The following is a 14,637-nucleotide window of genomic DNA, read 5'->3' on the forward strand; positions in this document are numbered from 1 at the left end:
TCGGTCGATTGCCGAATCGGCAATCCACAATTCTAAACATTGCGCTTGTGGCAGCGCGATGGCGCTCCTAGGATGAAGCTGCATCCCCGCTGTCTGTTCTCCAGGAGTCCTTCATGAAACGCCTCCCCGCACTGGCCCGCATGGTGCTGCTGTCCTGCCTTGGCCTGGCGCCGCTCGCGGCCCTGGCCGCCGACACCGGCTTTCCGTCGCGCCCGGTCACGCTCGTGATTCCCTTTCCGCCCGGCGGCGCCACCGACGTGAACGGGCGCGTGATCGCCCAGCGCCTGGGCAAGGAACTCGGCCAGCCCGTGGTCATCGAAAACCGCGGCGGCGCCGGCACGGTGATTGGCGCAAGCTATGTCTCCAAGGCGGCGCCCGACGGCTACACGCTGCTGATCAGCTCGGGCACCACCTTCACGGTGAATCCCGCCATCCGCCCGAACCTGCCCTACGACCCGGTCAAGGGCTTCGAGCCGATCGGCCTGGCCGGGCGGGTCGGCCTCATCCTGCTTGCGAACAGCGAAGTGCCGGTGCAGACCGTCAAGCAGTTCGTCGACTACGTGAAGGCCTCGCCCGGAAAGTATTCGTACGCGTCCTATGGCACCGGCACCACCTCGCAGTTCGCCGGCGAAACCATCCTGCATGCCGCCGGCCTCAAGATGACGCACGTGCCCTACAAGGGCAGCGCTCCGGCCATGACCGACCTGATGGGCGGGCAGGTTCCGTTCAGCATCGACACCGTGAGCGCGGCCGTTCCCCAGCTCAAGAGCGGCAAGATCAAGGCCATCGCGGTGACCACGGCCAAGCGCTCGGCCCTGCTGCCCGACGTGCCCACCATGGCCGAGAGCGGCTATCCCGAAGTCAACACCGACACCTGGCTGGTTCTGGTGGCGCCGAAGGGCCTGCCCGCCGACGTGAAGGCCAAGCTCGAAAAGGCGCTGGCTGCGACCATGGCCGACGCTGACACGCGCGCCAAGCTCAGTGCCCAGGGCCTCGAGCCGGGCTACAGCAATTCGGCCGCGGTGAGCGAACTGATCGCCAAGGAATTGCCGCTGATGCGCGCCATTGCTGCGCGCGCCAACATCACAGCAGATTAGGGCCTGTTAACGCCATGGAAGGGGTCGCCTTCCATGGCGTTAACAGGCCCTTAATGACGCCCCCCGAAGCGCCTTCGGCGCCTCCCCCCACTGGGGGGCGCACCCGGCGGCCGGGCGGAGCCCGTTCCGCGGGTGCGCTGGACTGAGCCCGATGGAACAACAACCGACATGAGCACTCGCACCGAATTGATCGAACACTCCGCCGTCGAACTGCGCCGGCTCATCGGCAGCAAGGCGATCTCGCCGGTCGAGCTGCTGGAAGCCTGCATTGCGCGCATCGAGCGCGTGAATCCTTTTGTCAACGCCGTGACCGCCACCTGCTTCGAGCGCGCGAGGGCCGAGGCCCGGGCGGCGGAGAGCGCCGTGATGCGCGGCGATGCACTGGGCCTGCTGCACGGCCTGCCGCTCGGCGTGAAGGACCTCGAGCCCACCGAAGGCCTGCTCACCACCTGGGGCTCCGCGATTTTCCGCGACCACGTGCCGCAGGAAGACATCGAGCTGGTGGCCCGCCTTCGCAAGGCCGGCGCCATCGTGGCCGGCAAGACCAACGTGCCCGAAATGGGCGCCGGCGCCAACTCGCGCAACGAGGTGTGGGGCGCCACCGGCAACCCCTTCAATCCGAACCTCAATGCCGGCGGTTCCTCCGGCGGCTCGGCGGCCGCGCTGGCCTGCGACATGCTGCCCGTGTGCACCGGCTCCGACACCGGCGGCTCGCTGCGCATTCCGGCTGCCAAGTGCGGCGTGGTGGGCTTCCGGCCTTCGCCGGGCATCGTGCCGAGCGTGCGCAAGCTCCTGGGCTGGACGCCGATCTCGGTGGTTGGCCCGATGGGCCGCACGGTGGAGGACGCCTGCCTGCAGATGGCCGCCTCGGCCGGCATGCACGCGGGCGACCCGCTGAGCTATCCGCTCGATCCGTTGTCCTTCCTGAAGCCGGCCGACGTCGACCTCAGCCGGCTGCGCGTGGCGTGGACCGAAGACTTCGGCGCCTGCGCCGTGGACGAAGCCATCCGCGCCACGATGCGCCGCAAGATCGGCGCCATGCGGCACCTGTTCAAGTCTTGCGACGAAGTCGAGCTCGATCTCGGCGAAGCGCACCGCTGCTTCGACGTGCTGCGCGCCGAGGCCTTCGTGGCCGGCATGCACGCCGCCTACCAGCGCGATCCGGCCAGCCTGGGCCCCAACTCCCGCGCCAACTACGAGATGGGCGCGCAGATGAGCCTGCTCGACAGCGCCTGGGCCCAGGCCGAGCAGACCCGGCTCATCAAGCGCTTCCAGGCCACGTTCGCCGACTACGACCTGATCCTCTCGCCCACCACGCCCGTGTCGCCCTTTCCGTGGACGCAGCTGTACGCAGACACCATCAACGGCGAGAAGCAGGCGAACTACTACCGCTGGCTGGCGCTGACCTACGTGGTCACGCTGACCACGCACCCGGCGCTCTCGCTGCCCTGCGGCCTCGACCATGCGGGCATGCCGTTCGGGCTGCAGATCGTGGGTGCCTTCAGGGCCGACCACCAGGTGCTGGGCGCGGCACATGCGATGGAAAAGGCCTTTGCGGCCGACGCGCAATTGCGCCGCCCGCGGCCCGACCTCGCATCGCTGCGCGCGGCCGAACCTGCGCTCACCTCGATCGTCACGGCGCCGCCCGGGGCGGGCAGCAGCGCGCCGGCCGCCGCGGTCTCGGCCGTCTGAGAAGGCTGCGCGGCCGGGCGCCGCGCCGGCCTTGACCTTGACACGGTGTCAACCTGGAAACTGGCGATGCGCTGCGCAGGGTGCGCAGCATCTTCCTGTTTTCTCGTTGGAGCATTCGATGAACCACGCGCATTCCGGGGCACCGCAGCACCAGCATCACGAAGACCCCCACGCGCCGCATGCACACACGCACGCGCCTGCGCCCGCCGGCACCATCTACACCTGCCCGATGCATCCGGAGATCCGGCAGGACCATCCGGGCAACTGCCCCAAGTGCGGCATGACGCTCGAGCCCGAAATGCCGACGCTCGACGAAGGCGAAGACCCCGAGCTGCGCGACTTCAAGCGGCGCTTCCTCTGGACGCTGCCGCTCACCATCGCGGTCGCCGTGCTCGCAATGGCGGGGCACCGCCTGCAGTGGTTCGAGATGGCCACGCAGAGCTGGATCGAACTGGTTCTTTCGGTGCCGATCGTGCTGTGGGCGGGCTGGCCTTTCTTCGTGCGTGCCGTGCAATCGGTCGCCAACCGCAGCCCCAACATGTGGACGCTCATCGGCCTGGGCACCGCGGCCGCCTTCGCCTACAGCGTGGTGGCCACGGTGGCACCCCGCGTGTTTCCCGATTCGTTCATGTCGATGGGCCGCGTGGCGGTGTACTTCGAGGCGGCGGCGGTGATCATTTCACTCACCCTGCTCGGCCAGATCCTCGAACTCAAGGCACGCTCGCAGACTTCGGCGGCCATCAAGTCGCTGCTGGGCCTTGCGCCCAAGACAGCGCGGCGCATCGGCGCCGATGGCGCTGAAGAAGACGTTCCGATCGCGCACGTGCATGTCGGCGACAGGCTGCGCGTGCGGCCCGGCGAAAAGGTGCCGGTGGACGGCGTGGTGGTCGAGGGCGCGAGCGCGGTCGACGAATCCATGCTCACGGGGGAGCCGCTGCCCGTGACCAAGCGGGCCGGCGACAAGCTCATCGGCGCCACGCTCAACACGAGCGGCGCGCTGGTGATGCAGTCGGAAAAGGTCGGCTCGCAGACCGTGCTCGCGAGCATCGTGCAGATGGTGGTGCAGGCCCAGCGTTCCAGGGCGCCGATGCAGCGCATGGCCGACCGCGTGGCCGGCTACTTCGTCATGACCGTCATCGGCATCGCGGTGCTGACTTTCTTCGCCTGGGGCTTCTTCGGGCCGGCGCCGAGCTGGACCCACGGGCTCATCAATGCGGTGGCGGTGCTCATCATTGCCTGCCCCTGTGCGCTCGGCCTGGCCACGCCGATGTCGATCATGGTGGCCACCGGCAAGGCGGCCACGCAGGGCGTGCTGTTCCGCGATGCGGCCGCCATCGAGAACTTCCGCAAGGTCGACGCGCTCATCGTCGACAAGACAGGCACGCTGACCGAAGGCAAGCCGGGCTTCGAACGCGCGGTGGCCCTGCCCGGCTTCACCGAGGACGAGGTGCTGCGCCTTGCGGCAAGCCTGGACCAGGGGAGCGAGCATCCGCTGGCGCACGCCATCGTGCAGGCGGCGCGCGAGCGCAAGCTCCCGCTGGCCGCGGCCGACGAGTTCGAGTCCGAGAGCGGCATCGGCGTGAGCGGCAGCGTCGGCGGCCGGCGCCTGGCGCTCGGCAACACCGCGCTGATGGACCAGCTGGGCGTGCCGGTCGACGCGCTCAAGCCGCAGGCCGAGGCGCTGCGCACCGAAGGGGCCAGCGTGATGTTCCTGGCCACCGACGGCAAGCTTGCCGGCCTGCTTGCCGTGTCCGATCCGATCAAGGCCACCACCGTGGAAGCGCTCGCGGCGCTCAAGGCATCGGGCATGCGCGTGATCATGGCCACGGGCGACGGCCTGACCACCGCGCGCGCCGTGGCCGCGAGGCTGGGCATCGACGAAGTGCATGGCGAAGTCAAGCCGGCCGACAAGCTGGCGCTGGTCGAGAAGCTGCAGCGCGAAGGCCGCATCGTCGCGATGGCGGGCGACGGCATCAACGATGCACCCGCGCTGGCCAAGGCCGACGTCGGCGTGGCCATGGGCACCGGCACCGACGTGGCAATGAACAGCGCCCAGGTCACGCTGGTCAAGGGCGACCTGCGCGGCATTGCGCAGGCGCGCATCGTCTCGGAGAAGACCATTGCCAACATGAAGCAGAACCTGGGCTTCGCGTTCGTCTACAACGCGCTCGGTGTGCCGCTGGCCGCGGGCGTGCTGTTCCCGTTCACGGGCTGGCTGCTGTCGCCGATGATCGCGGCGCTGGCGATGAGCCTGAGTTCGGCATCGGTCATCACGAATGCATTGCGCCTGAGAGCGGAAGGCGCAGGCAGGAAGCCCTGACCCAAGCGCTCCATCGACTGCGGGCCGGCAGCATTCGAATTCGGCCTACATACATTTCGCGCGGGTTCATGCAAGTTGAATGGATGACCCAACCCATCGAACTCATCATCGAGGAGCCAGCCCTCGGTTCATTTGTCTGGCGCCTGCTCGAAACCGATGCGGACGGAGCGAATCCCAAGATACTCCGGGACGCCTTCGATCCGGCGGACACCTATGAACTCGCGCTGGCCGCCGGACAGCGCGCGCTCCACAGCGAGATCCGCCGACGGGCGCCGGCCCAGCCCCGGGCGCAGAGCGCCTGAGCAAAGCCTGCCTGCCGACCCGCGCTACAAGTGCCTGGGCCGCGCGGGCTCCGATATTTTTCCGAGCGGGTCAGCCGCCGCACCGGCCTCGCCCTTGGCCGCCACGTCGCCCAGCGACAGGATGCCCACGAGGCGCTTGTCGCGGTCGACCACCGGAAGCCTGCGGATCTGCACCGCGCTCATCTGGCTGAGCGCTTCGTCGACCGTGTCGTCGGCATAGCACCAGTAGGCATCGGCGGTCATGATTTGCCTGACCGGCGATGCGTTCAGGTCGATCTCCCGGGCCACGCCGCGCACGGCAATATCCCGGTCGGTCACCACGCCGACCAGCCGGTTGCCGTCGCAGACCGGCAGCACGCCCACTTCGAGTTCTTCCAAGGCCTTCGCCGCCTGCAAGATGGTGTCGCCCGGCGCCACAGTGCGAACGCCACGCGTCATCACTTCATGAACCTGAGTCATTGGATGTCCCTTCTGCAGCAGAGTCGGATCGGAAGCTCGCTGCAAATCCCAGCTTAGGCGGACGGCGGGTGGGCCGTGTCGGCAGTCTCGGGGACCGCAAGTAAGCCATGTCGCACTTCGCGCGGCGATGGCCGCTTGTGGCCGGCGGATACGTAAGATTGGCGTCCGCCGGTTTTCCACAACGACAAAAGGAGATTCACAGATGCAGAACAAGAGCCTCGAGCCGCGCCGCCGCTTCCTGAAGACTGCAGGCTCCGGACTGGCCAGCTTCGCCGGGCTGGCCGGTGCGCAGTCCTTCGACTTCAAGCCCAACCAGCGCTACCCGGACCCCTCGGTGCTGATCCTGGACCCGAGCTTTGCCAAGTACCGCATCTACAGCAGCACCGTCGAGCAGCTGGGCACCGGCATGCGCTGGGCCGAGGGGCCGGTGTACTTTCCAGAGGGCGGCTACCTGCTGTGCAGCGACATCCCGAACAACCGGCTCATGAAGTACGACGAGAAGACCGGCAAGTTCACGGTGCACAAGCAGAACGCCAACTACGCCAACGGCAACACGCGCGACCGCCAGGGCCGCCTGGTCACCTGCGAGCATTCGGTCACGCGCCGCGTGGTGCGCACCGAGAAGAACGGCCGCATGACCGTGCTGGCCGACAGCTACGAGGGCAAGAGGCTCAACGCGCCCAACGACGTGGTCGTCAGGTCCGACGACAGCGTGTGGTTCACCGATCCGACCTTCGGCATCAACGGCGAGTGGGAAGGCTCGAAGGCCACGCCGGAGCAGGCCACCACCAACGTCTACCGCATCGCAAAGGACGGCCAGCTCGGCGCCGTCATCACCGATCTCGTGAACCCGAACGGCCTCGCGTTCTCGCCGGACGAGAAAAAGCTCTACGTGGTCGAGTGGAAGGGCACGCCCAACCGCAGCATCTGGAGCTACGACGTTGCAGCCGACGGCGCCAGCGTGTCGAACAAGACCAAACTCATCGACGCGGACGGCCCCGGTGCGCTCGACGGATTCCGCGTCGACCGCGACGGCAACCTCTGGTGCGGCTGGGGCTTCAGCGGCGCGTTCGCGCCCGAGCCCACCGACGTCGGCGGCGGCCTGAAAGCCCACCTGCCGCTCGCCAGATCCGAAGACATGGACGGCGTGAAGATCTTCAACCGCGAAGGCAAACCGATCGGCTTCATCCGCCTTCCGGAGCGCTGCGCCAACCTCGAGTTCGGCGGGCCCAAGCGCAACCGCCTCTACATGGCGAGCAGCCATTCGCTCTATGCGCTGTACGTGGAGGCGCACGGGGCGGTCTAGCGGCTCTTTATTCCCGCACGCCATCCGGCCCCGCTGGGCGGCGCACCGCAACAGGCCGAGAATTGGGCCATAGACATCGCAGCACTCGACATCCTCATGGCCTCCATCGAAGAGAAGAGTCTTTCGCGCGGAAGCGGCTCGGCCAGCGGCGTGCCCAGGATATGCCTGGTGGCCAACTCGTCCGCGGTGCAGCAGTTCCTGCCCTCGGAGATCGGCAGCTTCTCGCGCCGTGTGCCCGAGGCGCGCGTCGACCTGATGGAGGCCTTCAGCTACGACATTCCCCGCATCGTGGCCGCCGGCGAGGCGGACATCGGCGTCTACCATGCCGCGCATCCGGCCCCCGGCGTGGTGTCGCTGCCCTATCGCACGGACCGCGTCGGGCTCGTGGTGCCGGTGGGCCATCCGCTGTGCATGCGGGAGAAGCTGCGGCTGGAAGACGCACTCGACTATGACTTCGTGGGCTATTTTCCGCGGCACAGCCTCGAAGAGTTCATGCAGCTGATCTCTCCGCCGCTGCCGCGCCCGCTGCGCGTGCGCGCGCAGGTGTCGAATACCGAGGCGCGATGCGACCTGGTGCGCGAAGGCCTGGGCCTGGCCATCGTTCCGGTCGGCATCGCGGTCCACTACGAAGCGCGCATGGGCCTGATCGTGCTCCCGCTGGACGATGACTGGGCACACCGGCAGCTCTGGGTCTGCGTGGCCGACCGGGCGGCACTGTCGCCGGCAGCGCAGGAGTTCCTGGCCCACCTGGTGTCCGATGGCAGTCTCGGCAAATCGGCCTGAGGCCAGGCTGGACCCGGACCCCACCCGCGCGCATCGGCGCTAGGCCAGCGCCGCAATCTCCGCCGCGCTCAGCGCGCCCTGGTACACGCGGAAATCGTCGAGGCGCCCGGGCAGCGCCGGATCGTTCGGATACTGCGAACGCCCGAGGAAGTTCTGCGTCGTCTCGCCGAGTTCGAAGGGTGCGAAGCTCATCTGCGCATTGCTGCCGGCCACCGCGCCATCGACATAGAGCGTGCCGAGCGTGCCGGACAAGGTCACCGCCACATGCACCCAGCGGCCGGTCGGCAGCGGCGACGATCCCTCGATCATCTGCATGTCGTAGCCGTGGACCGGAGAGATGGCGTAGCGCACCGTGCCGGCGCTGCTGCGCGGCGTGAGCATCATGTAGCGCCGTTCGCCGGAGCCGAAGTCGAAGACGCGCGACCAGGTCGCGAGGCTGTCCAGGTACACGCGGCATGCGATGGTGAAGTCGGCCACGCCCTTCACCAGGCCCACGGGAAGGTTGGCGTAATCTGCCGCGCTCTGCGTTTCGCCGAAGCTGCGCTGCATCAGCAGCTCGGCCTTGAGCGCGGCCCTGGCTTCGTCGGAAGGGTCGCCTTCTCCGGCCGCGGCCACCGCAACCACCGCGTAGTGGTACACCGTGCCGGGCGTGACAGTGCTGTCGGTGAAGGTCAGCGTGTCGGCGATGCCCGTGGCCACGGTGGTGTACGGTCCGCCCGAAACGGTGGCGCGCTTGACCGAGTAGCTCAGCGCGCCGGCGCAGCCCCACCACGACAGCTCGACCTGCGATCCGTGCACCCACGCGGTGAGCCCGCTCGGCCGCACGGGCGTCGCGATCGGATCGCGCGTGTAGGTCAGGGTTCCGAAGCCGAGCTGGTCGCCATTGTTGCCGTCCGATTCAGGCCGCATCTGCGCGGCCTGCAGCGCGGTGTAGGGCGTGGCAATGCCCAGGCGGTTCGCATAGTGGTTGTAGACGCTTTCCCAGATGCCGCGCTGGTGGCCGAGGCCGTCCGACAGCACGGTCTTCGTTCCCTGGCGGTTGGCGCTGGTGAGGAACGGCACGGTGTAGAAGTTGCCGGCGCCGTCGCGCAGGTTGGACTTCGCCACGTATTCGGCGCCGGCAAGGAAGCGGCTGTTCTCGTAGCCGTAGATGTCGTCGCCCTGGTTCCACGCCATCTCGCAGAACGCGCCCGCCAGGCCGATGCCGAGCGTGCAGTGGCCCTGGTCGCGGCCGCTTTCCTGCCATTGGCCCAGGTAGCCGGGGTGCACGTGGTAGACCGCCTGCAGGCCGGCGCCGTTGCCCTGGCCCGCCTTGTAGTAGCTGATCGCCTCGTCGTAGATGTCCGCCCGGTCGCACAGCACGCCGATGGCCAGGATCGAGCCGATCGTGCACTGGTCCCAGTTGGCCCAGTAGTTGGTGATCTCGGCGCCGTTGTGGTTGGTGAGGAAGCTGTGGTTGAGCGGATAGAACACCGTGAGCATCATGTTCTGGAAGCGCGCGAGGTCGCTCGCCGCCCATCCCGGATAGGACCGCATGATCTCGGCCGCGTTCGCAAACTGCTGACCATAGATGCCCGCCGCCAGGAAGCGGTCGGCATTGCCCTGGATCGAGGTCAGCGTGGACGACCACTGGTTGAGGAACTCGACGGCAAGGTCGGCATAGCGCGTGTCCTGCGACACCTTCCAGCGCAGCGCGAGCTGGTAGGCGCGCGCGATGTCGATGTACATCTGCGCGAAGTTCGATCCATCGCCGCCGCGGATCACGGTGGCCAGCGGCCGCGGCTTGGCGCCGAGCTGCGAGCGGCCGTTGGAGGTGAGCGCATTCCACCCGGCGATCCAGGGCTGCGCATTGGCCGCGACCTTCAGGCGCATGCGCTCGAAGTCGGCCTCGGTGTGCAGCAGGCCGGGATGCACGAACTTTCGCGCCTGCGGGTCCGAGGGAGCAGGCGCAGGCGCGGGAGCATCGGTCGTGGAAGCGGGAGCCGGGGCGGCCGGCAGGGCCGAGGCATCCTGCGCCGCACTGCCCAGCGCACCGAAGCTGCCCCCCACCGCGCCACCTCCGCCACCGCCACCCCCGCACGCAGTGGTGCCCAGGGCGACGAGGCTCACGGCGCCCACGCAGAATGCCCGGCGGTCCAGGGGATGGCTGTTGTTTTCGCTGTTTGATCGATGCATGTCGGAGTCGGGTTGTTGTCAGTATTTGTTACAGCAACATGCGTGCCCAATCTCCGGACGCATTCTTTCCTATTCGCCGCACGGCCGAATTCAGCACGCCGGGGCGCGGCGGATGACATTCGGTGTCACCCGTGGGCATCGATGCGCTCAGAAATGTCATGCCCGTGAAACTCCGCGTCACGCGGGCGCCGGGCAGCACCGGCGGACTGCGGGGCTTCGAGTTCGCGGCGCTCCATACGCGCTGGGACAGCAATGCCTATGGCTCCGTCGTCTGGACGCTGCTTTGCCTGCACACGGTGCATCTGCTCACCGACACCTACGACACCGCCGTGCTGGACGTGCTTCTCTTCACCGGCCCCATGGAAGGCCAGCGCTTCGTCGACGTGAGCGAGAACGCGCTCTACTGGTACTTCGTGGTGCTTTCCTGGCTGCCGATCTATGCGGTGATCTATGTCGTGCCGCGCCTTCACTGAGCCCAGCGGGAACAGGCCATGAGCAGTTATTCGTGGCAAAGCAATCTGCACCGCTCACGGGGCCAGTGTCTCTCGCGCCTTGTCAATCTTCCGAAACTTCCGTTGGATTGACCAGCGACACCGGCGCCACCTTCGGCCGACCGGCCGCCGAGACGATCTCCTGGTCGATCGCGCCGAACAGCGAGCGGCCGTCCAGCCCCTTCATCTCGATGCGGATGGCGTCGCCGAACTTCATGAACTCGGTCACGGGCTCGCCGCCCTGGATGGTTTCGATGCAGCGCTTTTCGGCAATGCACGAATAGCCTTTGGGCCAGTCCATCTGGCCGTTCTTTTCCACGCCCTTGTTGCTCACGGTGCCGCTGCCGACGATGCTGCCGGCGCGCACGTTGCGTGTCTTGGCGATGTGGGCGATGAGCTGGCCGAAGTGAAAGGTCATCTCCGGGCCGGCATCGCACATGCCGACCTTGCGGCCGTTCCAGCTGCTTTGCAGCGTGAGGTGCACGCGGCCGCCCTGCCAGGCTTCGCCGATCTCGTCGAGCGTCACGGCCACCGGGCTGAAGGCGGTGGCCGGCTTGCTCTGGAAGAAGCCGAAGCCCTTGGCCAGCTCGGCCGGGATCAGGTTGCGCAGGCTCACGTCGTTGGCCAGCATCAGCAGGCGGATGCCGTCCAGCGCCTGGTCGGGCGTGGCGCCCATGCGGATGTCGCCGGTGATGACCGCGATTTCGGCCTCGAAGTCGATGCCCATGGCTTCGCTGGGCACCACCACGTCGTCGGTCGGGCCCAGGAAGTCGTCGCTGCCGCCCTGGTACATGAGCGGGTCGGTGTAGAAGCTCTCGGGCACTTCGGCGTTGCGCGCCTTGCGCACCAGCTCGACATGGTTCAGGTAGGCCGAACCGTCGGCCCACTGGTAGGCGCGCGGCAGCGGCGCCATGCACTGGGCGGGGTCGAACGGGAAGGAATGGCGCGCGCGGCCGGTGTTGACGGCGTCGTACAGGTCCTGCAACTGCGGGCTCATGAAGCCCCAGTCGTCCAGCACCTGCTGCAGCCGGCTGGCGATGCCGGTGGCGTAGTGGGCGAGCGTGAGGTCGCGCGAGACGACGACGAGCTGGCCGTCGCGCGAGCCGTCCTTCAGGGTGGCGAGTTTCATGATGGCAAATGCGTGATGAAGGACACGGCGCGAACATGAGAGCCGGCGCCGCGCCCACTAAACTGGTTGAACGGGCGGCAGTGTACCGAGGTGCTTCTGGTGAACCTCGGCGTTGGTGCCCACTCCACCACCTCATGCCGACGTCTGTCGCCTCCCCGCTGCCGTCCTCTGCCATCCCGCCAGGGCGTCCGTCGTGGCGCGCGCTGGCCGGGCTGACGCTGGCGGTGGCGCTGGCCCACGTGCTGCTGCTGGGGCTCGCGCCCACGGCCATCGGCCCCGACCCTTCGCCGCTCGCGAACAAGTTCATCACCCGGACCATCGTGATCGCGCCGCCGGCCGCGGAAAAGCCGGCCGCGCCGGCTGCCGCGCCGCCGATGGCCGAGGCCAAGCCGCCGCCGCCCGCCAAGCCGCGGCGGCCGCGCGAGCCCTCCAGGCCCAAGCCGGCGGTGACGCCCGAGCCGGCGCCAGCGCCCCAGGTTTCAGAACAACCCCCGCCGGAAACACCCGAGCTCACAGCGCAGAATGCTCCTGATTCAGGAGCACCCGCTCCCGAGCAGGCGGCCAGCGCCCCGGCAGGCGCCGCACCGGGCGGCGCGGGCAGCTCGGCCAACGCCGGCACCGGGAACGGCGAAGCCGCGGGCGCTGCCAGCGCCGCGGCGGGCAACGTCGTCGGGCCGGAGGCGCTGCGCATCCCCGGTTCGGTCAAGCTCGCCTTCGCGGTCACCGGCCAGCAGGGCGCCTCGCCGATGCAGGGTGTTTTCGGCGACCTGGCCTGGCTGCAGGATGGCAGCAGCTACGACGCCCGGCTGTCGCTCAAATTCCTGTTCAAGACCATCCGCAGCCAGCACAGCACTGGCCGGATCGGCCCCACCGGCATCGAGCCGGCGCGCTTTTCGGAGAGCCGCAAGGGCGAGCTCGCCTCGCATTTCCTGCGCGACCAGGGCCAGATCATGTTCAGCAACAACGCGCCCAGCGTTCCCCTGCTGCCCGGCGCGCAGGACCGGCTCAGCGTGGTGATGCAGCTGGGCGGCATGCTGGCGGGCGACCCGGGCCGCTACCCGGCCGGCAGCCGCATTTCCATCCAGACGGCAGGGCCGCGCGATGCGGGCGTCTGGGTGTTCAACATCGAGGGCGAGGAGCAGATGAGCGTGCCGGCGGGCGACTACGCGGTGCGCAAGCTCACGCGCAGCCCGCGGCGCGAGTTCGACGACAAGATCGAAATCTGGCTCGCGCCGGCGCTGGGGTACCTACCGGTACGGATGAAACAGACACAGCCCAACGGCGATTTCGCCGACATGCAGTTGCGCGAATCCCTTCCCGCGGGGCCGTCCAGCTGATAGTACAAAACAAGTAAAGAAACACCGTTGTGACCGCAATGCGACAACCCTTCTTGAAACTGGCGCGTTGATTGCTATCTAACCCTCATGAACGCCATCGACATCCTCACAGGCCCCGCAATGAACATGCTCTATGACTCGGAGTCCTTCGTCGTCGTGCACGTGCAGCCGAACGAAAGCGACACACCGGACCAGCCCAATGTCCCGGTGCTGGAACGCCACGGCTTCGAGATCGTCGACAAGCGCTCGGGCAAGGAGGTCTACCTCGACGGCTCCTGGGCCGAACTGTTCCAGCAGCAGATTGCCGCCTGGCAGCTCAATACGCCCACGCAGGAAGAGGTCGAAGACACGCTCGAGGGCTATGCCGAGCTGGCGCACACGCCGGTGCTGGTGCACTGAAAACCCGGGTCCTCCGCCCGCCCGATCAAAAAAGCGCCCGACAGGCGCTTTTTTTGCGTCTTTTCAGCGCCCGCCGCTCATTTCCGTTGGTAAATCCATCGGTACATCGGCCTCACCAGCAGCAGCACCGCCACCAGCCGGCAGACCTGGAACGCCGTCACCACCGGCACGCCCAGCTGCAGCACCTTGGCGGTGATCGACATCTCGGCAATGCCGCCCGGCGAGGTGCCCAGGATCATGGTGGCGGGATGCAGCCCCGTCGCCCAGGCCAGCAGCCAGGCGGCGCCCGCGCACAGCACCAGCATGCCGACGGTGCCCAGCGCCACCGATCCCAGCCAGCGCGGCGCCGTGTGCAGGAACTCGCGGCTGAAGCGCACGCCCAGGCTCACCGCAATCACGAGCTGCGCGGTGTTCGACATCCAGCCGGGCACCGCAGACAGCGACTGGCCCGCAACGGTGAAAGCCATCGCCACTACCAGCGGCCCCATGAACCAGGGATTGGTGCGGCCCAGCGCACGCATTGCAAGCCCGCCGGCACCCGTGGCCAGCGCGAGCAGCAGGAGTCCGCCCGCATTCACTTCGCGCACCGTGGACGGATTGACTTCGAGCCCGTGCAGGCCGCTCCACTGCATCGCGAACGGAATGGCGATGGTCACCACCACGAGCCGCAAGCTGTGCGCCGCGGCCACGAGGTCGGTGCGCGCGCCGGCCGATTCGGACAGCAGCGTCATTTCGGAGGCACCGCCGATGGCGCCTGCGAAGTAAGTCGTGGCTCTCATGGATCTGGCCGGCACATGCGGCATCCGCTGGGCATGCAGTCCGTGCAGCCAGCGCCCGAAGCCCCAGCCGAGCAGCAGAGCCCAGGCAATGGCCAGCGCAATGGCCCACCAGACGCCAGCCACCAGCGCCACCACCTGCGGCGTGAAATAAAGGCCCAGCACGGTGCCGATGGTCCATTGCCCGGCGTTGCGCAGCGGCGTGAAGCTGGCCGTAGGCGCGCCGGCAATCGACGCCAGCGACACCGCCAGCAGCGGGCCGATCATCCACGGCAGGGGTGTGTGCAGGGCGAGGCAGATTTGCGCCGCGGCGAGTGCAAGCAACAGCGTGGCCAGCACGCGAACCAGAAAGCGGAAAGACACGACAGGAA

Annotated in this window: 12 protein-coding genes and 1 pseudogene; 9 read left to right on the forward strand and 4 right to left on the reverse strand. The window is 67.9% G+C overall.

Features of this window, described 5'->3' with window-relative positions:
- The first annotated feature begins 113 nt into the window (after positions 1-113).
- The 4 genes from QFZ47_RS09620 to QFZ47_RS09635 all read left to right on the forward strand — a co-directional run bounded on the left by QFZ47_RS09620 (position 114) and on the right by QFZ47_RS09635 (position 5,411).
- A complete protein-coding gene (locus QFZ47_RS09620) occupies positions 114-1,097 on the forward strand; it encodes a Bug family tripartite tricarboxylate transporter substrate binding protein (RefSeq protein ID WP_307655426.1) in 984 nt (327 codons plus the stop codon).
- Between the two features lie 168 nt (positions 1,098-1,265).
- Complete coding sequence (locus QFZ47_RS09625) at positions 1,266-2,789, forward strand: amidase (RefSeq protein ID WP_307655427.1); 1,524 nt, start codon at positions 1,266-1,268, stop codon at positions 2,787-2,789.
- A 118-nt stretch (positions 2,790-2,907) separates the two neighbouring features.
- The gene (locus tag QFZ47_RS09630; protein ID WP_307655428.1) at positions 2,908-5,109 is read left to right on the forward strand and encodes a copper-transporting P-type ATPase; all 2,202 of its coding nucleotides are present in this window, start codon (positions 2,908-2,910) and stop codon (positions 5,107-5,109) included.
- An 83-nt stretch (positions 5,110-5,192) separates the two neighbouring features.
- Positions 5,193-5,411, forward strand: coding sequence for a hypothetical protein (locus tag QFZ47_RS09635; RefSeq protein ID WP_307655429.1), 219 nt, complete (start codon positions 5,193-5,195; stop codon positions 5,409-5,411).
- A 24-nt stretch (positions 5,412-5,435) separates the two neighbouring features.
- Here QFZ47_RS09635 and QFZ47_RS09640 read toward each other — a convergent pair whose 3' ends face one another.
- Positions 5,436-5,870: a CBS domain-containing protein gene (locus tag QFZ47_RS09640; protein WP_307655430.1), complete on the reverse strand. Its 435-nt coding sequence runs from the start codon at positions 5,868-5,870 to the stop codon at positions 5,436-5,438.
- A gap of 202 nt (positions 5,871-6,072) precedes the next feature.
- Between QFZ47_RS09640 and QFZ47_RS09645 the strand changes: the two genes are divergently transcribed.
- Both QFZ47_RS09645 and QFZ47_RS09650 read left to right on the forward strand, forming a co-directional pair.
- Entirely contained in the window at positions 6,073-7,176 is a 1,104-nt protein-coding gene (locus tag QFZ47_RS09645) for an SMP-30/gluconolactonase/LRE family protein (RefSeq protein WP_307655431.1), read from the forward strand.
- Positions 7,177-7,272: 96 nt separating this feature from the next.
- Positions 7,273-7,959 carry a LysR substrate-binding domain-containing protein gene (locus QFZ47_RS09650; RefSeq protein WP_307655432.1) on the forward strand — a complete coding sequence of 229 codons (687 nt, stop codon included), beginning with the start codon at positions 7,273-7,275 and terminating at the stop codon, positions 7,957-7,959.
- A 39-nt stretch (positions 7,960-7,998) separates the two neighbouring features.
- Here QFZ47_RS09650 and QFZ47_RS09655 read toward each other — a convergent pair whose 3' ends face one another.
- The gene (locus QFZ47_RS09655) at positions 7,999-10,134 is read right to left on the reverse strand and encodes a LamG-like jellyroll fold domain-containing protein (RefSeq protein ID WP_307655433.1); all 2,136 of its coding nucleotides are present in this window, start codon (positions 10,132-10,134) and stop codon (positions 7,999-8,001) included.
- Between the two features lie 206 nt (positions 10,135-10,340).
- Between QFZ47_RS09655 and QFZ47_RS09660 the strand changes: the two are divergent.
- Positions 10,341-10,607, forward strand: a pseudogene (locus QFZ47_RS09660) (cytochrome c oxidase subunit 3 family protein); the annotation flags it as partial.
- An 82-nt stretch (positions 10,608-10,689) separates the two neighbouring features.
- Here QFZ47_RS09660 and QFZ47_RS09665 read toward each other — a convergent pair.
- Positions 10,690-11,754, reverse strand: coding sequence for a fumarylacetoacetate hydrolase family protein (locus tag QFZ47_RS09665; protein WP_307655434.1), 1,065 nt, complete (start codon positions 11,752-11,754; stop codon positions 10,690-10,692).
- A 134-nt stretch (positions 11,755-11,888) separates the two neighbouring features.
- Here QFZ47_RS09665 and QFZ47_RS09670 point away from each other — a divergent pair, with 134 nt between their 5' ends.
- Together QFZ47_RS09670 and QFZ47_RS09675 are read left to right on the forward strand one after the other, a co-directional pair.
- Positions 11,889-13,091, forward strand: a complete 1,203-nt coding sequence (locus tag QFZ47_RS09670; protein ID WP_307655435.1) for a DUF3108 domain-containing protein — start codon at positions 11,889-11,891, stop codon at positions 13,089-13,091.
- Between the two features lie 87 nt (positions 13,092-13,178).
- A complete protein-coding gene (locus tag QFZ47_RS09675) occupies positions 13,179-13,490 on the forward strand; it encodes a BTH_I0359 family protein (protein WP_124958830.1) in 312 nt (103 codons plus the stop codon).
- A gap of 77 nt (positions 13,491-13,567) precedes the next feature.
- Here the strand turns inward: QFZ47_RS09675 and QFZ47_RS09680 are convergent, their stop codons facing one another.
- The gene (locus tag QFZ47_RS09680; RefSeq protein WP_307655436.1) at positions 13,568-14,629 is read right to left on the reverse strand and encodes an AbrB family transcriptional regulator; all 1,062 of its coding nucleotides are present in this window, start codon (positions 14,627-14,629) and stop codon (positions 13,568-13,570) included.
- Positions 14,630-14,637 lie beyond the last annotated feature (8 nt).

The organism is Variovorax paradoxus (genome assembly GCF_030815975.1).
Taxonomy (GTDB): Bacteria; Pseudomonadota; Gammaproteobacteria; order Burkholderiales; family Burkholderiaceae_C; genus Variovorax; species Variovorax paradoxus_N.